General features: G+C 59.1%; 26 protein-coding genes. 4 read left to right on the forward strand and 22 right to left on the reverse strand.

What is annotated here, in order from left to right; all coding sequences use genetic code 11:
• Nucleotides 1-25: 25 nt before the first annotated feature.
• The 20 genes from ACR64R_RS08440 to ACR64R_RS08535 all read right to left on the reverse strand — a co-directional run bounded on the left by ACR64R_RS08440 (nt 26) and on the right by ACR64R_RS08535 (nt 12,165).
• Nucleotides 26-793 carry a phosphoadenosine phosphosulfate reductase domain-containing protein gene (locus ACR64R_RS08440; protein ID WP_487361194.1) on the reverse strand — a complete coding sequence of 256 codons (768 nt, stop codon included), beginning with the start codon at nt 791-793 and terminating at the stop codon, nt 26-28.
• Nucleotides 794-964: 171 nt separating this feature from the next.
• Nucleotides 965-1,807, reverse strand: a complete 843-nt coding sequence (locus tag ACR64R_RS08445; RefSeq protein ID WP_487361195.1) for an FkbM family methyltransferase — start codon at nt 1,805-1,807, stop codon at nt 965-967.
• Nucleotides 1,808-1,845: 38 nt separating this feature from the next.
• Nucleotides 1,846-2,967: a hypothetical protein gene (locus tag ACR64R_RS08450; RefSeq protein WP_487361196.1), complete on the reverse strand. Its 1,122-nt coding sequence runs from the start codon at nt 2,965-2,967 to the stop codon at nt 1,846-1,848.
• Entirely contained in the window at nt 2,964-3,131 is a 168-nt protein-coding gene (locus ACR64R_RS08455; RefSeq protein WP_487361197.1) for a plasmid mobilization protein, read from the reverse strand. The genes ACR64R_RS08450 and ACR64R_RS08455 overlap by 4 nt, the downstream gene beginning before the upstream one ends.
• A gap of 111 nt (nt 3,132-3,242) precedes the next feature.
• Nucleotides 3,243-3,533, reverse strand: a complete 291-nt coding sequence (locus ACR64R_RS08460; RefSeq protein ID WP_487361198.1) for a hypothetical protein — start codon at nt 3,531-3,533, stop codon at nt 3,243-3,245.
• Nucleotides 3,530-3,844, reverse strand: coding sequence for a hypothetical protein (locus ACR64R_RS08465; RefSeq protein WP_487361199.1), 315 nt, complete (start codon nt 3,842-3,844; stop codon nt 3,530-3,532). The genes ACR64R_RS08460 and ACR64R_RS08465 overlap by 4 nt, the downstream gene beginning before the upstream one ends.
• Nucleotides 3,841-4,221 carry a hypothetical protein gene (locus tag ACR64R_RS08470; protein WP_487361200.1) on the reverse strand — a complete coding sequence of 127 codons (381 nt, stop codon included), beginning with the start codon at nt 4,219-4,221 and terminating at the stop codon, nt 3,841-3,843. Before ACR64R_RS08470 ends, ACR64R_RS08465 begins: the two co-directional genes overlap by 4 nt.
• On the reverse strand, nt 4,218-5,297 hold the full coding sequence (locus ACR64R_RS08475) for a hypothetical protein (protein WP_487361201.1): 1,080 nt from the start codon (nt 5,295-5,297) through the stop codon (nt 4,218-4,220). Before ACR64R_RS08475 ends, ACR64R_RS08470 begins: the two co-directional genes overlap by 4 nt.
• 24 nt (nt 5,298-5,321) lie before the next feature.
• Nucleotides 5,322-5,483: a hypothetical protein gene (locus tag ACR64R_RS08480; protein WP_487361202.1), complete on the reverse strand. Its 162-nt coding sequence runs from the start codon at nt 5,481-5,483 to the stop codon at nt 5,322-5,324.
• A complete protein-coding gene (locus tag ACR64R_RS08485) occupies nt 5,480-5,656 on the reverse strand; it encodes a hypothetical protein (protein WP_487361203.1) in 177 nt (58 codons plus the stop codon). Before ACR64R_RS08485 ends, ACR64R_RS08480 begins: the two co-directional genes overlap by 4 nt.
• The gene (locus ACR64R_RS08490; RefSeq protein WP_487361204.1) at nt 5,653-6,030 is read right to left on the reverse strand and encodes a hypothetical protein; all 378 of its coding nucleotides are present in this window, start codon (nt 6,028-6,030) and stop codon (nt 5,653-5,655) included. The genes ACR64R_RS08485 and ACR64R_RS08490 overlap by 4 nt, the downstream gene beginning before the upstream one ends.
• Nucleotides 6,027-6,413, reverse strand: a complete 387-nt coding sequence (locus tag ACR64R_RS08495) for a hypothetical protein (RefSeq protein WP_487361205.1) — start codon at nt 6,411-6,413, stop codon at nt 6,027-6,029. Before ACR64R_RS08495 ends, ACR64R_RS08490 begins: the two co-directional genes overlap by 4 nt.
• Nucleotides 6,406-6,768, reverse strand: coding sequence for a hypothetical protein (locus tag ACR64R_RS08500; RefSeq protein WP_487361206.1), 363 nt, complete (start codon nt 6,766-6,768; stop codon nt 6,406-6,408). The genes ACR64R_RS08495 and ACR64R_RS08500 overlap by 8 nt, the downstream gene beginning before the upstream one ends.
• On the reverse strand, nt 6,755-7,018 hold the full coding sequence (locus ACR64R_RS08505) for a hypothetical protein (RefSeq protein WP_487361207.1): 264 nt from the start codon (nt 7,016-7,018) through the stop codon (nt 6,755-6,757). Before ACR64R_RS08505 ends, ACR64R_RS08500 begins: the two co-directional genes overlap by 14 nt.
• A 582-nt stretch (nt 7,019-7,600) precedes the next feature.
• Nucleotides 7,601-8,518 (reverse strand): AAA family ATPase, encoded by a 918-nt coding sequence (locus ACR64R_RS08510; protein WP_487361208.1) that lies wholly within the window; start codon nt 8,516-8,518, stop codon nt 7,601-7,603.
• A gap of 449 nt (nt 8,519-8,967) precedes the next feature.
• Complete coding sequence (locus tag ACR64R_RS08515) at nt 8,968-9,447, reverse strand: hypothetical protein (RefSeq protein WP_487361209.1); 480 nt, start codon at nt 9,445-9,447, stop codon at nt 8,968-8,970.
• Nucleotides 9,444-9,641, reverse strand: coding sequence for a helix-turn-helix transcriptional regulator (locus ACR64R_RS08520; RefSeq protein WP_487361210.1), 198 nt, complete (start codon nt 9,639-9,641; stop codon nt 9,444-9,446). The genes ACR64R_RS08515 and ACR64R_RS08520 overlap by 4 nt, the downstream gene beginning before the upstream one ends.
• A 95-nt stretch (nt 9,642-9,736) precedes the next feature.
• Nucleotides 9,737-10,171, reverse strand: a complete 435-nt coding sequence (locus ACR64R_RS08525; protein ID WP_487361211.1) for a hypothetical protein — start codon at nt 10,169-10,171, stop codon at nt 9,737-9,739.
• A complete protein-coding gene (locus ACR64R_RS08530; RefSeq protein ID WP_487361212.1) occupies nt 10,164-11,399 on the reverse strand; it encodes a tyrosine-type recombinase/integrase in 1,236 nt (411 codons plus the stop codon). Before ACR64R_RS08530 ends, ACR64R_RS08525 begins: the two co-directional genes overlap by 8 nt.
• Before the next feature lie 271 nt (nt 11,400-11,670).
• Nucleotides 11,671-12,165 (reverse strand): hypothetical protein, encoded by a 495-nt coding sequence (locus ACR64R_RS08535; RefSeq protein ID WP_487361213.1) that lies wholly within the window; start codon nt 12,163-12,165, stop codon nt 11,671-11,673.
• A 518-nt stretch (nt 12,166-12,683) separates the two neighbouring features.
• Here ACR64R_RS08535 and ACR64R_RS08540 point away from each other — a divergent pair.
• Nucleotides 12,684-13,831 (forward strand): IS3 family transposase gene (locus tag ACR64R_RS08540; protein WP_487357776.1). Its coding sequence is split into 2 segments (ribosomal slippage): nt 12,684-12,933 and nt 12,933-13,831, totalling 1,149 coding nucleotides; the frame shifts between segments, so codons are not numbered across the junction.
• Between the two features lie 298 nt (nt 13,832-14,129).
• Here ACR64R_RS08540 and ACR64R_RS08545 read toward each other — a convergent pair.
• A complete protein-coding gene (locus ACR64R_RS08545; protein WP_487361214.1) occupies nt 14,130-14,303 on the reverse strand; it encodes a hypothetical protein in 174 nt (57 codons plus the stop codon).
• Nucleotides 14,304-14,628: 325 nt separating this feature from the next.
• Complete coding sequence (locus tag ACR64R_RS08550) at nt 14,629-15,369, reverse strand: class I SAM-dependent methyltransferase (RefSeq protein ID WP_487361215.1); 741 nt, start codon at nt 15,367-15,369, stop codon at nt 14,629-14,631.
• Between the two features lie 336 nt (nt 15,370-15,705).
• On the opposite strand from ACR64R_RS08550, the gene ACR64R_RS08555 reads away from it, so the two are divergent.
• The 3 genes from ACR64R_RS08555 (at nt 15,706) to ACR64R_RS08565 (ending at nt 17,954) form a co-directional block, all read left to right on the forward strand.
• A complete protein-coding gene (locus ACR64R_RS08555) occupies nt 15,706-15,873 on the forward strand; it encodes a hypothetical protein (protein WP_487361216.1) in 168 nt (55 codons plus the stop codon).
• A gap of 820 nt (nt 15,874-16,693) precedes the next feature.
• The gene (locus ACR64R_RS08560) at nt 16,694-17,101 is read left to right on the forward strand and encodes a DUF930 domain-containing protein (protein ID WP_487361217.1); all 408 of its coding nucleotides are present in this window, start codon (nt 16,694-16,696) and stop codon (nt 17,099-17,101) included.
• A gap of 166 nt (nt 17,102-17,267) precedes the next feature.
• On the forward strand, nt 17,268-17,954 hold the full coding sequence (locus tag ACR64R_RS08565; protein ID WP_487361218.1) for a TerC family protein: 687 nt from the start codon (nt 17,268-17,270) through the stop codon (nt 17,952-17,954).
• The last annotated feature ends 148 nt before the right edge of the window (nt 17,955-18,102 follow it).

Below are 18,102 nucleotides of genomic sequence, written 5' to 3' on the forward strand. Positions count from 1 at the left end.
AAGAGTCGGCATAGCTTTTTGCTTTCTAGTCTTGAGCGGCCTTTTCCAGAGCCGTTTCGAGGTTGCTGGTAGCTGATCGAAGATGCTTGAAAATCCGCTCTGCCGTGGGCCGCACGGAACGCGACACTTCGGGGTATTTGCGGCCGACGTATTCGGCATATTCAGGCGCGAAGCTTTGCGTCCAGTTGGCCGGGCAGATCCAGCAATCAAGGCTGTCCTTTACCGTCGCATAGTGCTCCGGCAGTTCCACGCCCTCTGCATTGAGGAAGCTGTAGACATCGGCGTCCGTCCAATCGGCCAGCGGCATCGAAATGGACACGTTCTGAGGCATCGACAATGGCACGCGCCAGCCGTCCGCGAGCTTCTGTCCGTGCAGGAGGGTCACGGGTGTATCGAGGGTGCCAAGGCGTGCCAGGATCGGGGTAACCTTCATGGCGAGGCAGCACAGCGGCCAGGGTTGCAACCTGATATCGCTGTTTACCGACATGGCGCTTGTGACGGTCGCTATTTCCGTGGGCCATCCATGGGCTTTCCAATGTGCCTGGAGGTCGGGCCGGATTTCCTCAAGGCCGTAGCGCTCGCCTTCCGCTCTAATTAGGGTCTCGACGTGAGGGAACGTGTGTCCGGTGTTCGCCCAGATCAGCCTGAACCGGCCGGCGTAGGGCTCGCACAGCTTCAGCAACGCCAAGGCATCCTTGCCGCCGCTGAAAGCTAGGAACCTCAGTCCTTCGCCGTCAAAAGCCTGTTCGACTGCCTCTCGCGCTCTGGCAAGTTGCTGGTCGGTCGGTGTCATGGCAGCATCCATCCTTGTTGCTTGCCGATATTCTATTTTTTGCCACGGCCAGGAACAACGGTTGAGGCTCCACAAAACAAAACAATATCAGACATTTACCGACATTCGCGCCCAATGAAAAAGGCAGCTCCGAAGAACCGCCTTTCACCTATTTATTGATGTAGGGCGCCTTTATGCCAAAAGGAGAATATCGCGCTGCTCTGTGACGTCGCGAACGTCCATTTCCTTCTCTGACTTGCCAGCAAAGACAATGCAGCGCCGGTAATTCGCCGCAAGATAGTTCGCCGTCGCTGTAGCCTTCTCAGAGCCATATTTTGCCGGGCTGTATTCCAACAGGATCGGCACTCGACGTTGCACCAGTTCCGACATGGACTTCAGCGCTTCAGCCTCCGCGCCTTCGATGTCCATCCAAACCAGACCGATATCGTCAGGTCTGACACCAGCTTCGTTCAAAATGCCGTCAACACGACGAAGCGGCACCCGAACCGATTGAGAACCGCCTTTCGGCTTGATCACGCTACTGGCACCGAAATTTGCGTCTCCGAAATAGAGATCGATCGAGCCGTCTTCATCTCCCGCTGCGCACTCGAAGACGGCGACCTTATCCGATAGGCCGTTGAGGGCGAGATTATGCCTAAGCAGCTTCGCATTTCGAGGATCCGGCTCAACCGACACCGCCCGATCAAACTTGCCATTACCCATCAGATAGACGCTGTGGGTGCCGATGTTCGCCCCAAGCTCAAGCAGAACGTTGCCGGCCGGTTTTCCAATCAATTCCAGAACCCTGGTCGCCAGATCGCGCTGATAATGCCCTTTGCGGAATAGGTCTTTGCCGATCGTTTCCCGTGGCGAAAACGTGAGCACGTGATCGTCAAACTGCTTTGTCACCAACACGATATCGTCTTTGAGTGCCAACAGACTTGCCGTCTGAAACCAGTCTCGCGAACGAAGATGCGCGAAAGCATTGTCGCGCAGTCGGCGAATGGCCTCTTCAACGGGTACGAGGAATTTCATGCCCCGCTTATTGGTCGAAACGGCAGGCTTTGCAAGCCTTACGCCCAGGCCCTCGCGACGAGTGCCCAGTTCGCATTTGTGATGTTCAGGAAGTTACCGTTATCCTTGCGGCTAATCTGCATTCCGCCACCGCCGTTCCTGATATTGATATTGGTGGCATCTGGAACGATGCTGATACCGCGATTTGATCCAGCTTCGTTGGAAGAGGGGTCGGGCAAGACTTCATCCCCGATGGAGTATCCGCCCTCAGCGGTAAGGCACTGAAGCACAACCATGTAAAGCTTTGGCTTCACGCCCAGGCCGTGCGCCAGAGTCAGCGAGCCGCCAGCGGTGATGGTCTGCTGGGAGCTTTCAAACGACTTTGAGAACGGCAGCGCGGCGACATTGGCCTTTACATAGGCCGTCGTCGGGATGGTCGTGCTATTATCGGCGGTGGCCGGAGTGGGGGCAGTCGGCGTCCCGGCGAACGCTGGTGATGTAGCAAAGACCGCCGCCCCAGTCCCCGTTTCGTCGGTCAAAGCAGCGCGAAGATTGGCGCTAGAGGGTGTGCCGAGGAAAGTAGCAACGCCCGTCCCAAGGCCGGAAACGCCCGTCGAGATCGGCAGCCCGGTGACGTTGGTCATCACGCCAGATGCAGGGGTGCCGAGAGCGGGCGCGACAAACGTCTTATTGCTGAGCGTCTGTGAGCCGGTGAGCGTGACGATGTTGGGGACATCAATCACTGGGTTCTGAAGCATCCAGGCGCCCGCGCCGCCGTTGAATGCGGTGCCGTAGCGAAGGACGAAAGTGCCGCCGCTTTTGATGTCGCCGGCTACAAGATCGACTTCGCCAGAGCCCACCATCTTGCGAATTGACTTCGCCCCGATGGTATTGACGTTGATTGTCGTAGCGCCCGTATTATCGGCTATCGCTCGGAAGGCCACGACTCTACCATCGGCAAGCGTGGTGAACGCCGACGTTGCCGTTAGCGTCAGTGTATTGGCAGTGCCGCCCGCCGCAATCCCCCCACCAAGATCCTTCAGAAATTCAGCAACGCGGCCCATCATCTGGCGAGCGGAGTCGTTGACCGTGGACGGCGCCTGCCCCTCAGCCCAATTGATCGAGGCGTCGGAATTGCTGTTCGACGCGGCGGTTGTGGACCAGTCGAAGATTGAGCTCAATTGCTTGCCCTCCGATCGTCAGCAAACATTGCTTCGGAGGCTAATTGCCGGATGAAGTCAGACAGGTTGAGGCCCCGCTTGGCAGCGGCGGCAAGCATTGCCTGCTTCTCGTCGGCGAAGACGCGGACCCTGATACGGTCCGGCATTCCTGAGCTGTAGCGCATGGAATTTCCCTTGGCGAAACTTGAGGGAAATTCTAGTTTTCGTGCGCTTCGGTCACAACGCGACTGGCACCATAAAAGAAAACAAGATCAGACATTTACTGACATTTTCGGTCAAGCAATTCGCCTGATTTCCTGCATCCTGGCAATCTCGGCGTATCGCTCGATTCCGACGTAGGCCAAGTCACCAGCCCGATATGCGGTCATGGCTTCCCGATCGCCGGCCAGGACGATAGCAAGGCCGACAGGATCGACGCGCCAGGGGGCTTTCGGCCTCAGTTGCTTGCCGATGCCTTCGCGCTTGCACCAGCGCACAATGGTTTCAGGAACAGTGCCGGCGCGACCGGCTGCTATGCTGACGCTAATGGGCTTGGGCCATAGCTTTTGAATCTGGACATGCATCATGCCGAACCGCCTTTCGTCCCCTCGGCCGCGTCTGCTAGGCTGCACAGGCGCTCATAGAAGGCGCTGCGGGCCGCGTGCTTCATCTGCTGCACTCGACCGGGTGCAATCGGATGGCTGGCGAACTCACAACAGCCATCGATGAAAAAGGGCATTACCTCAGCCACCTCTTGGATGCTCTGCGGTGCATTAACGATGCCGAATTGATCCGTAGCCAAGTCCTTGGCCCATTGCCTCCAGATCCTTTCGGCGCCGGTCGGATCGAAGGTCATCAAGTCGCCAAGCTCTCGCTGCTGTTCGGGGAGAAGCATCATCGCAATTCGACCTCGATCCCGGGCTCGTAGGCCAGTGCGATCGTTGCCTCAGCTTCGGCCTCTGCCATCAGCTTGGCGTGGATTCGGCGAAACTCGTCTGCCCCGATGCCCCAAGGCGTTCCGACGTACCGAGTCCAGTTTCTGAGCGTTAGCACCTCTGCGGGGCTCAAAGAGGGACTTCCGAGCAATGGAGCTACCTCCGCCAACATCTTCTGATGGCGCTTCATTTCCTTGTGCCATTCCGCACTGCCATACAAAGGCGGCGCGTTGGACGCCCTGATCTGGTCCAGAGCTTCTTGCGCCTTTTGGCGTTCCGCTTCGGAGGCGCCGCTGTCTGGGGCGATAATCGCCTCCAGTTTTTCGGCTTTGGATGTCATGCGGCTGCCTCCGCGAACTCGACGTTTCTGGAAGCGCGGAGCAGGACGGAGCGAACCCGATGGTCCATCAAGCTCGCTTGCGCCCTGCCGTTGGCGATTGCGGCAATGTCGTCTTCCGTGAAACCCGCATCTCGAAGCGTTGCCAGCATGGCCTCGCCATCTTCGCTGCCGGCTGCGATCTCAAGAATCTGCCTGACGCGAGGATCTGTTGCCGATACCGCCATAGGAGAGCCCACCAGCGCCACGGCCTCTTCCTGGCTCATGATGCTTAGGAGAATAGCCGCCATGCGGTCGGCGTCGCCGTCGTCCAGGTCAGGGTTTTGTGCCGAAAACTGCCTGTTTTCGATCTCCACCACGCGATTCCAGGCGTACAGGTGCGCCGCGTTGATACGCCCGGCCATCTCGGTAAACTGGTCGCTCTTGGCCTGTGCTGAAACCCACAATATCGCGCGGTGAGGGTCGAACTTCAGATGCGCATTTCGGTCGTGGATGACCTCAGGGAATGCCTGGCCGCAAGCCTGGACAAAATCCCATAGCTGCCTTTCAAGTTCGGCCAAAGCAGAGCCGGTGCGCTGGAGGTCCAGGGCCGCGTTTGTGGCCTCTATTTCGTACGTTGATGCCGGAGCCGTGAAAGTGGGCTGCGCAGTGCCCGCCGCTGTCGCTACGGCGTTCTCCGCTCCTATCAGAAGCCTTGCCGCTTCCTCATGGCTCGTGAGGCGCCCGCCCTTGGACTGTGACGGCTGGCGGCCGAGAAGTTCGTCCACACCCTGAGAGCGGGTTAGCCTGCCTTCGATCTTTTTCGGCTGCCGCTGCACCAGCAATTGAGCCGCTTCGCTGATATCGAGGCGGCTTTTGCCGTCATCGCGAACCTTGGCGCGGCGGCCTTTGCGGTTCTGGCGCTCGGTCTCAACCAATTCCTGTGCGGCATCGGCAATCCGCGAAATTCGCGCGCCTTTGTCGAATTTCACAACATTGCCGGTGGAGTCGAAATCCTGGGAGCTGTTGGACGGAAGGCCAACGGATGCCGGCAGGTCGGCGTACTGCTGCACTGCATCTGCGAGGGTCAGGTTGCTCATTGCGTTGGCTCCTTCAGGGCCGGCTTAATCGATCATCTTGCCGCGCTTGGCAGTCGGCTGGTTCGGCTGACGCTTCGGCGTCGCAGGGTGCATGGGATGAGCCTGCTGCGGCGAGGGTCCGCGAACAGCGGCGCGCATGGTTTGGGCGCGGGCAACGCCCGACGGTGCGGTTCGTTTGGTCGTCATGTCTTCGGTCCTTCAAATCGCCGGGAACCCGCCGGTTCGGGATTGCGCCACGACTGGATTTTGCCGCCGCGATGTTCCACGCGTTCCTGGCATTCGGCATCAACAGGATCGTGTTCGACGGCCGCTCTGCGTTCCGCCAGCCATTCAAGGGTTCCGACAAGATCGCGCGTCATACGAGACTCCTTGCGCGGGCTTCGGCGATTTGGCGTATGCGTTCGCGCTGAGCGAAATCAGCGGACGAAAGATGCTCAATTCGCCGGAAAACGACCTTGGGGCGGTCCTCACCGGGGAACGCGTTCCTGGCATGCTCTTGCCTTCGCGCTTCCTGCACCTTCAGGATTGCGAGCGGCACCCCATCAACAGCCTGCGTTGCGTCGGGCAAGGTCGGCATGCACGCCGCGATGTGCTCTGGGATAGCCACAGGATCGGCCACAGGCGGCTCAGGAAGCGTTTCCGGCTTCGGCGTCACCAAAGCTGCCAGTTTGGCCCGCTGCTCGGTGGTAAGGCCTGCAAGCACAGTGCGTATGGCGTCGAGACGGCTGCTCATGGCCGGCCTCCGTCGAGCAAGGCAAGGATCTTTGAGGCGAGGCCAACAATTTCGGGGCTGTCGTCCGGCTCGTCGGCGTGCTTCTGCTCGCCCTTGGCGGCAACGATGGTGGCGTCCAGGACGCGGATGCGCTCCCACAACTGCTCGTCGGTCATTCCATCCAAGGGGCCGGCAGATATCTCAGCCCGCTCCATCTTCGCGGCCACGAGATCGGCTATGCGGGACAATGCCGTTACCGCCGCGCTGTGATTGCCCTTGGCCAAGGCCTCGTCGTGCAGGTGCTGGAACTGGCCGATAAGGTTCATCGTCACGTCCACATGCGATGCCTTCCTGACAGGCGCCGAATGCGGCTTTACGGGTTGGGGCTTGGTGGGCTTAGCCATTGCCGTCACCATCGAGCAGGGCCAGTAAGCGGCGGGCTAGGCTGTCATCGGCTTCGGAAGCCGGGCTATCGAAGGCCAGCGATGCCACGTCTTCATCCGCTCTGGTTGGACTGACACGCCCGCTATCGCCGCCACCAATGATGACGCGGATCACCTGCCCAGCCGGGTCGTTGGTCTCACCAATCGGGCCACCAGCCATCTTGAGGGACAGGAGATCGATAAGAGCGCGGTCAGCCGCCACGGCTGCCGCCGCGTTCTGCTGAGTAACAGCTAGGTCGTGATCGGCCTGGAGCTGCCTCACCATCGCCGCCAGCATGTCCTCGCTTGCGGCTGCTTTCGGCTTAGGCTGCTTCATCGTCAGCCTCCGTACCAGCCAGGAGGGCTGGCCAGTCAATCGAGGGACCGGATGTCTCGACGGCGGGGCGTGCCGCCTTGAGGCCTAGTTGCCTGCGCTGCCTGTCGTATCGGTTGCCTTCGCGCACGGCCTGATCGTTGTCGATAGCCTCGCCGCGAAGCGTTGCGGCTGTCATCTGCTCGATGCGGACTCTGGTGGCCGCCGCGTCGTGCACGTCCAGCAATTGAATAGGCGAAACCTTGCCGCCCATCTCGGCTACCAGCAGCGCAACAAGGTCGTTGTGTCGGCGAGCCCACGCACTGCGTCCATCGACGCCAGGGAGCTTTCCTGAGTTGGTTGTCCGCGAACGCGCCAAGGGCTTTCGTAAGACAGGCGCCCGGCATGTCTGCGGCTTCGCGTCTTCTGTCGTGTGGCTTTCTGACAGCATTTCCCTTTTCGCCTGATCGCTGCAAATCACTCGATAGGATGTACGCTTATTTGTACGTAAACGCAATGCCGACCGATGGAAGCCTTGGAAATCAAGGGTTATCAGCGGAGACATGCTCCGCCAAAGCCGAAACCACGGGCTTTCTGAGGAAAAGATCGAGGCCGGAAAATTGCCGCCGGGAGGATTCGAGGGCAAAGAAAAATGGACGGTTTGAGCTTCGAGCGTGTGTTTGGCTCAAGCAGCCATTTTCCGCAGCTTCTTAAGAGGCTCCTCACAATCCTCACAACGCTAACATTCATGATCCATTGTTAGGGATGTTAGGGATGTTAGGGGGGGGGTATGGGTGATATTGCTTTGCCGCTGCTTTTGAGTTGGCGCCGCAGATACCACCCCTAACAATGCCCCTCACTTTGGTAGCCGGTAGAGACCGCGCGCTATCGCCTCCAGTTCACCAGCCTTTGCCATCTCGCGCACGAGATACCGCACGTTGTTCTCACGCATGGAGGTTGCCGCCGCGATTTCCTTGGGGCCGGCTTCACCGATCTCTCTGACAGCTTCGAGGATCTTGTTGCGCTCCTTGCTACGTCGAACCTCGTCGGCCTCGCCTAGCAATGTCCAATGACCGCTGCTGTCCAGCTTGATGGCGCTTTCGATGTCGTCCAGGTCGCGGCCTCGGCCGGTGAGGATTGTCCCTTGTCCGTCCTTTGCCAGAACCATGACGCTATCGACGCCACCCGTTAGGCCCGTGGTGCCAGACACCATGTCGAGCGGATCGTCGGCGTCCATCTTGCGCGTGTGGTGGACGATGACGATTGCAAGCTGCAGCTCGGAGGCGAGGTGTGTGAACGGTGATACCGCCCTGTAATCGGCCTCGTATGGCTTGTCGCTGGCCTTTGCCGGCGGTCGCACCTTGGCAAGGGTATCAATGACGATCAGGCGAGGGTTAGGTACAGATCTAGCCCACGCGATGATTTCAGCAAGCAATCCATCGTCCAGGCGCCGCATCGTGGTTCGCAGCGTCAATCGTTCCGGCCATGAATGGCTGGCGGGTATAACCTGGCTCATTCGACGCTTGAGGCGGCGGTTGTTGTCTTCGAGAGCGGCATAGAGAACGTCGCCCTCCTCGCATTTGACAGAGCCCAGCGCATACCCTCCGATGGCAACGGAGATGCACCAATCCAGCACCAGCCACGACTTGCCCAGCTTGGGCTTGCCGGCGAGCAGTGTTGCACCCTCGGTAAGGAAGCCGGGGATGACATACCGCAACGGCTCAAACTCCATTAGCTGAAGTTCTGCCGCCGTGAATACAGGAGGGGCGTTCATCGGCGGCTCCTCCTGTCTCGCTCGGCGCGCCACTCAATGGCCGCGTCCTGGAAATACTGCGGCACTGGCGGTTGCGGTCGCCATGGCCGGCCGTTGAACTCGGCAACGATGCCGGCAACGAAACTGTAGGCGCGCGCTGTTGCGTCGTGCTCGTAGCCAGCGTCATCAAACCGAAGGACAGCGCATTGAAGGTGGCCGCGCGCCGCTGTCAGATGACGGGTAGCGGCTGCAACGTGCATCCCCTCAATGCTTGGGATTTCTGGCCGAATCGTCATGCTCGGCCTCCATAGGCAAGGCTGGCAGTCACTAGGGCTAGTGGCAGCGACATCGGGCACCGCTGGATGATGCGAGATGCTTGCAAAAACCGTAGGTCTTCGGCTATGGTGATATCCTTGCTGCTGAGAATATCGACTTCGCGAAGCTCGCCCTGGCCGGCGGGCTTTCGCATTTCAGGAGGCATCCACATAGGCGCCTCCCATCGTCTCAGCGGCGAAGCGGGCCAGCAATGCGGCCTCTGCCCTGCCGTGGTCTTTCTTGCGCGTGAAATGGGCGCTGGAGGGCCACAGGCGGATTGCCAGGGCTCTAGCCTTTTCCTTGTCACTGTCGAGTCGGAAATGCTTCTTCCATCGACCAGGCGTTACAAGGTGCGTCGGGATGCCAAGAGCCGCCACGACGCCCCGCGCGATGCCGTAGGACATGCCAAACTTGAACGTCGAGCTTACGCCCTGCTTAGGCATGGCGCCGACTTGCTCAATGATCGCCAGCGTTGGCGAAAACTGTGTGATCGACCGGGCAAGCTCCGCCGCGTCAATCTCGCCTGCCACAAGAGGCATGTCGTTGACGGCGATAAGATCCGGCCGCGAACGGAAATAGAAGCTGATGGCACCGGAAGCGCCTGGGTCAATGCCCATGATGCAGGCCTCCGTCATGCCGCAACTCCGCGACTTGCGGCGATTCTGGCCTGCTGCCACTTGGCAACGTCTTCCTCAAGCCAGCCGGAAGCGCGCGGCCCCAACTTGATCGGCTTGGGGAACTCGCCTCGCGCTACCTTTGCGTAGATGCTGGACCGGGGAAGCCCGGTAATGCGTTCAACGTCGTCTCGTCTAAGAATGTTCTGGACCATCGGGCCGCTCCTGTTTCTAAAGCGGTCCTATGGTGTCTCACTAGCTCTCCCGTTATCAGGGACAACACCGGCCAAGAGCGGCCAAGTGCGGCCATCTACTGGCCTTTGAAAAAGCGCCGAAGTGTCTTTTCGCTAGGAACGGCGATCGAGTGCTTTCTTGCGTAAGACTGTATCTCTTGGTCGCGCCGGCTTTTTGTTAGGCCGGCTGGAACAGAGCCGCCCCAGATGTCCTGTACAGCACGAGCCGCCGTCGCCCGTTGTGCGCTCATTTCCTGCTGCTCGGTCGTCCGGTTCTCGCGCTTCGGCAAGACTTTCGGCCCGATTCCCAACAGATCATCAATCCACGCGGCGAGACTATCAGGATTGATGATCCATGAATTGGTCGCCATGGAAAGCGGGTCATTCGCGCCGTGAGCTGTCTCCACAAGCCCGCTACGTAAGGCGGTTACGAGAAGGTCTTTGGAGGCGGGTATTCCCGTGCGCAGATGGACCCTATTCAAAGCCTCATCAAACAGCATCCACTCAGCCATTGGCCTGCCCCCGGATCGGCGTGACGTTGGAGGCGGTTTTCTTTGTCGTTACGCAGAAGTCCGCCCAATCCTGCATCAAACGGGAGCGCTTTTCGAACATGTCGCCGCGCCGATAAGCGGCCTCGGTCTTGTCGCTGACAGTGTGGGCCAGAGCCATTTCCAAAAGCTCGTTCGGGTATGCGGTTTGTTCGGCCGCCCAATCGCGGAAGGTGCTGCGGAAGCCGTGCACGGTCAGATCGTCGCGCTTCATGCGCCGCAACGTCATCAACAGCGCCATATTCGAAAGCGACTGGCCTTTCTTGTCTCCGATGAAAACGGCGTCGTTGTCCTTCTCTCGCGGGAGGCCGGCGAGGATTTCGAGCGCGCGCTTTGACAGCGGTACTCGGTGTTCCTTCTTTGCCTTCATACGGCTAGCAGGGATGGTCCACAGAGCGTTTTCTGTGTCGATCTCGGCCCAACGTGCGCCAACAACCTCGCCTGTTCTGGTGGCCGTCAGAATGGCAAATTCCAACGCCCTCGGGCTGACGCCTTCCATTTCCTTCACAGAGGCCACAAAGGCGCTGATCTCGCCATATGGGAGAGCTGCATGATGCTGGACCTTGGCGACCTTGCTACGGGCTGGCAGAAGTTTATCTAGATGCCCGCGCCAACGCGCCGGGTTGTCGCCCTGGCGGCTTCCCCTCGCCGTTGCCCAATCAAGGATGCTCTCGACGCGGCCACGGACGCGAGAGGCTGTTTCCGGCTTCTCGGTCCAGATCGTTTCGAGCACCTTCAACACCATAGCGGTATCGACGCGCTGCACCGCTAGATCGCCAAAGACCGGGTAGACGTAGGTTTCGAGCGTGGCCTTCCACTGGCCGGCGTGCTTGATGTTCGACCAGCCTGCTTTGTGAGCCTTGATGTAGCCCTCTGCGGCTTCCTTAAACGACATCGCCGAAGCAGAGGCAGCGAGCTTTTCCATGCGTTCGGCCTTGCGAACCTCGATAGGGTCATCAGCATCGAGGAGCTTTAGCCGCTGCTCTGCCGCCCTCTCCCGCGCCAGCTTAAGCGGCACGGTATGGACGGAGCCCAGGCCCATCTTGCGAGGCCTGCCGGCGAGCATGTACCGGAAGATCCAAGTCTTGCTGCCGCCCTTGGCGACTTGAAGGTAGAGGCCCAAACCATCGGCATACAGACCGGGTTTGTTCTGAGCGTTGACGCTGGCGGCCGAGAGGCGGTTGATTTGCATTCGAACTCTCCATGCGGACAGCCTTACGTACAACTTACCGCTGGACTTGGCAAGACCTCACTAGACGCTATTGGACAATGAATGCATGTTTCTCAAGGGTTCCAGCCTGTCGGATAGACCGCTTTAGACCACCTTGGATTAGGCGGAGACGGACACTCCCTCCGCCAGTCAACCCCTAAAATGCCTTGGAACCCGTGGGGTTTGGCGATTTTCGGTTAGTGACCAACTAACCAATCTACTAACCAGCGTCGCTTGAGGATGTTCAATCACCCTAAACGGAACGCGCCGGCCTCGACAGGGTGTAGGGGACATTCTTGAACCTGAAAAGGTGTTGCCGGTTCCTCTGGCAGACCTTGTAGTCGCCTTCCCCGGCTATGAAGCTGATAACCTTATCAGCGTTGAGGCAAACCGGACAGATGAAGTGGATCGGTTGGCCGTCCGCCTTGTCCTCCCTCAACTTGAAAACAATGTCCTGTTGCCCGGTTTGAAAAAGCTCGTAGCGGGCCTTTTCATTCTCGAATTCGTCTTGTCGCTTCAACTCGCGGCTAAGGGCCTTGAGAGCTTCGCTCAGTTGGACATTCATAACGTTTGCGGTGGTCAATTCGGTCGCAAGCGCATTGAGCAATGTATCGGTTTCGCCACTATCAGGCTTCTTTTCAGACTTTAGCAGTTTCTTGAATGCTTCAAACGTGGCGACCGCCTTGCCGGTTGTGCCCAAAGCCGAGCTTGCAAGACCAAGTGCTGTTTCAATTTGGCTGATGTCCATGGTTCCCCTCGCTGGTGATCCCGATCACTACCACTATCCAGCATCGCCCAAATAGTGATCAACGAACATAATCTGACATTTGTGCCGCAGTTGGTCGAATTCCTCTGTGGTGCCGGGATGGCGAATAAATGGATAGGGTTGCGATAGATCGGCCGGCGTTATGTCCATGAGCACACCGTTTGGTGCAGCAATCACCGAATGTGCGGCGAAATGGAAACGTGGTCGGGGTATCAGCGGATTTCGTGATTGGTCGAAAATGACCCAACCCCGAACAGCGGAATATTCCGGGCTGCGCCATACCCATGTATCAACGTTGGCGTGGCAATGTTTGGGAGCCGGTTTCCAGCTATTCGGGTCTGATGGATCGCCGATCCCCACTCGAAAGAATGGGATAATCTGTCCCGTGTCACGCAATTGATAAAGCCGGCTCGCTAACTCTGTCAGGACTTCGGATTGGTGGCCTGCTGCCGGTTTCGTGGACACCGAGATAAGGTGTTTGACGGAACTGGAGAGTGGGAATGCAAAGAAGGAAGTTCAGCCGCGAGTTCAAGCTTGAGGCGGTGAGATTGATCAAGGATCGGGGCGTTGCGGTGGCCCAGGCTGCCCGCGACCTCGATGTCCACGAGAACGTGCTGCGCAAATGGGTGCGCGATCTGTCGACGGATCCGCAGCATGCGTTTCCCGGCCACGGGCAGATGAAGCCGGAGCAGCTCGAGATTGACCGGCTGCGCAAGGAAGTGGCGAAGCTGAAGGCGGAGCGCGACATCCTAAAAAAGGCCGCAGCCTACTTCGCGAGGGAAGTGACATGAGGTTCGCTTTCATCGCGAGGCACCGGAACATCTGGCCGGTGGCATGGCTGTGCGACGCGCTGGATGTCTCCCGTTCGGGCTTCCATGCCTGGCTTAATCGCAGTCCCAGTTCCCGCTCCCGGCACGATGAAGTGTTGGTGACGGCGATCGACCGGAGCTTCAAGAGCAGCGACCGAACCTATGGCGCTAGACGCGTCTGGCATGACGTGCTGGCCGAGGGTCTCTCCTGTGGCTTGCATCGCGTCGAGAGGCTCATGCGGGTGAACGGTCTGCGGGCCCGGCCTCGGCGCCGCGGACTGCCGAAGGACATGGGCGAGCGAGCGGCAGTGTCGGACAATCTCCTTGACCGCGCCTTCGAGGCATTGGCCCCGAACCAGAAGTGGATCGCCGACTTCACCTACATCTGGACCGCTGAAGGGTGGCTTTACGTTGCCGCCGTCGTCGACCTGTTCTCCAGGCGCGTCGTCGGCTGGGCGATGAAGGCGGAGATGACGGCGCAACTCGTCACCGACGCCCTGATCATGGCGATCTGGCGCAGAGGCAGGCCGGACAGCCTGCTACACCACAGCGACCAGGGCAGCCAATACACCAGCGAGCAGTTCCAGCGCCTGATGGCCGACCACGGCATCACCTGCTCGATGAGCCGTTCGGGCAACGTCTGGGACAATGCAGCAATGGAGAGCTTCTTCTCGTCGCTGAAAACCGAGCGGACAGCCCGCAAGGTCTACAGGACGAGAGATGACGCCAGGGCGGACGTGTTCGATTACATCGAGCGCTTCTACAACCCTCGGCGAAGGCACTCGACGTTGGGCTATATGAGCCCTGTCGAGTTCGAGGAGCAAGCTATGTTAGCTTAATCTGGTGTCCGAAAAACCGGCAGCAGGCCATATCTCGGTGTCCACGAAACCGGCAGCAGGCCAATCTGCTGAATGAGCTTGAAGCTGGGGGACGCACCCTACCCCGCTCGTCCGCACCGCTGCTGGGTGCGTTTAGTCAGCGGCGCTGAGCGAAGATATCCTTCATGAAATCTACCCTGACGACTACCCCTGCCGGTGCTTGTCGCGTCCAATAGCTGGGATAATAGTTGAATTCGTTGCGATTTATCCTCGGCACGGCTGCGCTGGCGTCTGTTTGGGTATTTGCTGCTCTGGCTGGTCATTTAAGGACGAAGGTCTTTGCAGCGTCTTCGCCGCCAATCTCCGCAAGGCTTCGGCCGGCAATGCGTTGTTTGTAGAACTGTTGGCCGCAATCGACGCCTGCCGGTTCGAGACGATCCTGGATGCGCTCGAGGGATCGCGGCCAGGCCGCGCCGAATTCATCGTCACTCATGCCAAATAGCAGTGCGGTCGAGAGGCGGAACTGTCGAATGCTTAAATGTGGGAGCTTCGAACGGCAATGCGAGATGATCGCAAAAACATCCTTGTCGCAAAGCCCCAAAGTGCCTCGAACGTCATCAAAATGGGATTGATCGCTGTAGCTTCCGGAAAATCCAAAGCATGCCGGCAACGGGCGCGAGGGGAAATCAACAGGTTGGCTACTTGCGACTAGTCAAGACTAGTCGAACTTAGGGACACTCCCTCCGCCAGATGCCGCCGGATTTGAACAACGCCTTTACGAGCGGCCTCTGAATTTCTCAAATGACGTTTAGCCGTCGCTACGCGCGCTTTTTGGAGAGGGCCATCAATGTCCATCCAAGTCCCGCGCGTTCCTTCATTCTTTCAACGCGATTGCCGAAAACAGCGCGTATCGGAGCGTTGAGCTTCCAGGAGTTCACCAACCGCATGACCCCTACTCGCGCAATTGGTGAAACTGTAAACAATTCCAGCGGCTCGAATTCAGGTTCGAGCAAATCAGCCAGTTCCTGCTTGTATACCCAGCGGCGTAGCTGACCGGGTGCGGGCGGAGGGATAGCGTTGTACTTTTCGAGAACATGGCGGTTTTGCGTCGCCAGCATCAGGTAGCCACCGGGCCGAAGATGGGTGGAGAGTTTGCGGATGAAGGCCTTTTGATCGAAGACATGTGACAAGACCTCGAGCGATACGATCACATCAAATGCTGACGCGCCAAGGTCCAGGGCCATGAAGTCGCCTGCGACGAATTTTGCTTGCGGCCAGCGTATCGCAGCGCGGTTCAGCACTTCGTCTGAAAGGTCGGTCGCCGTGACGACACCGTATCGGCCAAGCTCTGGAGCGAACCACCCGGAACCGCAGCCGACGTCAAGTATGTCGAGGTTTTTTTGGCCAATATTTTCAAGCCATCCCAGGATGACTTCAGCTTGACGAGCGCTAACTGCGCTCATGTCGTGCTCGCGATAGTCCGCGTTCCATTTGTTCCAGAACGATGTCTGAAGCTCGAGCGGCGCGTCGCCTTGCGAAAAATTGTATGGCGTCGACATAGACTTTCCTCCTGCGTCATATCTGAACGCGGAGCCCATCTGGTCAATACAACTATTTGGATAATCTCTACCCTTATGGAGGCACATGGCCTTCGGATGGCGGCCCGCGGCGTCTGAACGCTGACCGGATACTGCACCGGGTATTTTGTCGCACGGAACCAAAAAGATACTGCCAAAACAGATATGGACGCTCCCTCCGCCAGTACGTCCGTCCGCAATACTAATTTCTCGTCCGAGTTGACCTGCCGTGGGAGGCTGTCAAGCAGGGCGCAACAGGTGGCCGTCCACCAAACCCGTCCCGTTTTGGGGCGGCTCAGTTCATGACACCCGATTATCTTGAACAGGATCGAGCGCGGCAGCGCCAAGGAGCATGACCTCCTCCCTTGTCAGGGCTATCACATAGCGTTGCCTGGATTTTTTTGTGTAAATGTCATCGGCGGTCAAACAGATTTTGACCTCGCCTTCACCATCGAGATGAACGCTATCGATCTGCAGCGGTCCTGAAAATATGCACTTCGAAGCACCTGCCCTTCGGCTCGGCTGAGTATGTATCCGCATTCTCGTCCCCTTTTCTGCCGTCGAAAATATCCACTGCAAAAAGGATGCCAGACAGTCCACGGAAAGATGCACTGGTGGCGCCGCCAGGGGTTGGCCGGGGCTGTTGCGTTGGCCGCCCTCATGCGCGAGCACACCAGAGAGCGCCTCGTTCTCACAAAATGCAGTCCCGGGAACCTCTCGTGGTTGATTATGGATCTCCGCTCTTTATTCTGGCCGGACTAGCCGCGTCTGCGTCCCGTATATCGGTCGCAAGAGGAATACTTTGGATGTCAGTAATATCCGCCGCAGACCTGAACTGGATCAGAAGTGAGCTCGATCAGGGAAAGGACTTGCCCAATGGCATGGCAAGGCGGCTGCTGAACGCATATGAAGTTACTGTCCCTGGCCCCGCCAGAGACAAGATGCTAAGAGATATGGCCAAAGACCCCTTCGCGCAGAAGGATGTCCCTCCCAGATGAGGCGTGGTTAATCAGACCGTGGGTCCGCAGCGCGTGCCCGACCGCCGATGCACTGTGACGCATTCCTGGCCGCATCGCCCAACGCCCGGACGTACCCTGCACCCACCCCGCGCGGCCCCGGGGCCTGCGGCGACTCGCCGACGCTGATTGTGGTGTCGATCTGCAAGCCGAGCGAGGCGGCTCGATGCACGGCGGCCTCGCTGCCGATCGCAGCCTAGCGCTGAATCGGCTCCTAGCTCAAGTGGCGTCGCTGCGGCCCTGGTGGCAGCATCGGTAAAATAGCGTTTATTTGATTTCTCGGACAAATTATGCTGCTTGTCGCGCCCATGAGAAAGCTCTGCCTGACGCTTCTGGCGTCGCTTACGCTGGTCTTGCCGGCTAAGGCGATGGACAACGCTTTGCGCGCCGGCCTGATGAAACTCGACCCGCAGACCCGCCTTGAGCAGCGCTGTGATGCCGAGGTACTCGACCGGATCAGTCACGACGATCACAACTACAAGGCCGATCGGGTGGTGGCCTATGCCTTCGCCACGCCGCAGATGAGCGCGGACGCCATCAGGAGCTCAGGAGCCGCCTTTCGCAGCAAGGGCCAATGGTACCGGCTGAAATTCAAGTGCCAGACCGCCCCGGACCATATGCAGGTGCTGCAGTTCCGCTACAAGATCGGCGATGAAATCCCGGAATCCGACTGGGCCAGATATAATCTCTACGACTAGTTTTTGCACTGTCCGCCCGACCCGCGAACACCGGAATCCTCGGGGCTCAAGCTGGCGGCGCCGTTTTCCGGCGATGTCCGAACCTGCGCCTTGACGCCGGTGAACCATGCCTTTAGGGCCGTCTTGGCAAGGGCGACCCGGATTTCAGGCAAGGGATTTCTAGTCTATGGAAATATTCACTGCCGCAGGCCTTTCAGCTCTCGTCCAGGTCGTCGCTATCGATCTCGCGCTCGCCGGCGACAACGCAATCGTGATCGGCCTCGCGGCCGCAGGCCTGCCTTCCGATCAGCGCAAGCGTGCCATCCTTGTCGGCATCGCCGCGGCCACCGTCCTGCGCATAATCTTTGCCCTCATCACACAGCGCCTGCTGAGCATCGGCCCGATGCTGCTCATCGCCGGCGGGCTTCTGCTTCTGTGGGTGTGCTGGAAAATGTGGCGCGAACTGCGCGTCAGCCACGAGGACGAGCGTGACGCGACCGAGGCGCTGTCCAACGGCGACTACAACAAGGACGGCAGGATAGCCGGCGCCATGCCGCGCAAGACGTTCTCGCAGGCCGCATGGCAGATCGTGATTGCCGACGTCTCGATGTCGCTCGACAACGTGCTCGCCGTCGCGGGCGCCGCCATGAAGCACCCGACGGTGCTGATCATCGGGCTGGCCCTTTCGATTGCTCTGATGGGCTTTGCCGCTTCCTTTGTCGCGCGCCTGCTGCATAGATATCGCTGGATCGCCTATCTCGGTCTTCTGATCATCCTCTACGTCGCGGTGAACATGCTTCTAGGGGGCGCGGTGCGGCAGTTCCCCGACCATTTCGCCTTCCTTGCGCCCTGGTTCGGATCTGACGGCCACTGACGCTCCTTTCAGGGCGGGGGTCTGAGCGTCCCTGTCGTCATGGCCGACAGGCAGGTTTGCTTCTCCGTCGAAGCGTGCTATTGCGCGCGCGAAACGGCTGCACGCCGCGCGCCGCAGATCGCTCCTCGGAGCCTCAGGCTCAGTCCTC

The organism is Mesorhizobium sp. MC2-1-1, from assembly GCF_057597255.1.

What these genes read in the sequence shown, in the direction of transcription:
- ACR64R_RS08440 (WP_487361194.1), bottom strand. Translation starts at nt 793, where the DNA reads ATGACACCGACCGACCAGCAACTTGCCAGAGCGCGAGAGGCAGTCGAA.
- ACR64R_RS08445 (WP_487361195.1), bottom strand. Translation starts at nt 1,807, where the DNA reads ATGAAATTCCTCGTACCCGTTGAAGAGGCCATTCGCCGACTGCGCGAC.
- ACR64R_RS08455 (WP_487361197.1), bottom strand. Translation starts at nt 3,131, where the DNA reads ATGCGCTACAGCTCAGGAATGCCGGACCGTATCAGGGTCCGCGTCTTC.
- ACR64R_RS08460 (WP_487361198.1), bottom strand. Translation starts at nt 3,533, where the DNA reads ATGATGCATGTCCAGATTCAAAAGCTATGGCCCAAGCCCATTAGCGTC.
- ACR64R_RS08465 (WP_487361199.1), bottom strand. Translation starts at nt 3,844, where the DNA reads ATGATGCTTCTCCCCGAACAGCAGCGAGAGCTTGGCGACTTGATGACC.
- ACR64R_RS08470 (WP_487361200.1), bottom strand. Translation starts at nt 4,221, where the DNA reads ATGACATCCAAAGCCGAAAAACTGGAGGCGATTATCGCCCCAGACAGC.
- ACR64R_RS08475 (WP_487361201.1), bottom strand. Translation starts at nt 5,297, where the DNA reads ATGAGCAACCTGACCCTCGCAGATGCAGTGCAGCAGTACGCCGACCTG.
- ACR64R_RS08480 (WP_487361202.1), bottom strand. Translation starts at nt 5,483, where the DNA reads ATGACGACCAAACGAACCGCACCGTCGGGCGTTGCCCGCGCCCAAACC.
- ACR64R_RS08485 (WP_487361203.1), bottom strand. Translation starts at nt 5,656, where the DNA reads ATGACGCGCGATCTTGTCGGAACCCTTGAATGGCTGGCGGAACGCAGA.
- ACR64R_RS08490 (WP_487361204.1), bottom strand. Translation starts at nt 6,030, where the DNA reads ATGAGCAGCCGTCTCGACGCCATACGCACTGTGCTTGCAGGCCTTACC.
- ACR64R_RS08495 (WP_487361205.1), bottom strand. Translation starts at nt 6,413, where the DNA reads ATGGCTAAGCCCACCAAGCCCCAACCCGTAAAGCCGCATTCGGCGCCT.
- ACR64R_RS08500 (WP_487361206.1), bottom strand. Translation starts at nt 6,768, where the DNA reads ATGAAGCAGCCTAAGCCGAAAGCAGCCGCAAGCGAGGACATGCTGGCG.
- ACR64R_RS08505 (WP_487361207.1), bottom strand. Translation starts at nt 7,018, where the DNA reads ATGGGCGGCAAGGTTTCGCCTATTCAATTGCTGGACGTGCACGACGCG.
- ACR64R_RS08510 (WP_487361208.1), bottom strand. Translation starts at nt 8,518, where the DNA reads ATGAACGCCCCTCCTGTATTCACGGCGGCAGAACTTCAGCTAATGGAG.
- ACR64R_RS08515 (WP_487361209.1), bottom strand. Translation starts at nt 9,447, where the DNA reads ATGACGGAGGCCTGCATCATGGGCATTGACCCAGGCGCTTCCGGTGCC.
- ACR64R_RS08520 (WP_487361210.1), bottom strand. Translation starts at nt 9,641, where the DNA reads ATGGTCCAGAACATTCTTAGACGAGACGACGTTGAACGCATTACCGGG.
- ACR64R_RS08525 (WP_487361211.1), bottom strand. Translation starts at nt 10,171, where the DNA reads ATGGCTGAGTGGATGCTGTTTGATGAGGCTTTGAATAGGGTCCATCTG.
- ACR64R_RS08530 (WP_487361212.1), bottom strand. Translation starts at nt 11,399, where the DNA reads ATGCAAATCAACCGCCTCTCGGCCGCCAGCGTCAACGCTCAGAACAAA.
- ACR64R_RS08535 (WP_487361213.1), bottom strand. Translation starts at nt 12,165, where the DNA reads ATGGACATCAGCCAAATTGAAACAGCACTTGGTCTTGCAAGCTCGGCT.
- ACR64R_RS08545 (WP_487361214.1), bottom strand. Translation starts at nt 14,303, where the DNA reads ATGAGTGACGATGAATTCGGCGCGGCCTGGCCGCGATCCCTCGAGCGC.
- ACR64R_RS08550 (WP_487361215.1), bottom strand. Translation starts at nt 15,369, where the DNA reads ATGTCGACGCCATACAATTTTTCGCAAGGCGACGCGCCGCTCGAGCTT.
- ACR64R_RS08560 (WP_487361217.1), top strand. Translation starts at nt 16,694, where the DNA reads ATGCTGCTTGTCGCGCCCATGAGAAAGCTCTGCCTGACGCTTCTGGCG.
- ACR64R_RS08565 (WP_487361218.1), top strand. Translation starts at nt 17,268, where the DNA reads ATGGAAATATTCACTGCCGCAGGCCTTTCAGCTCTCGTCCAGGTCGTC.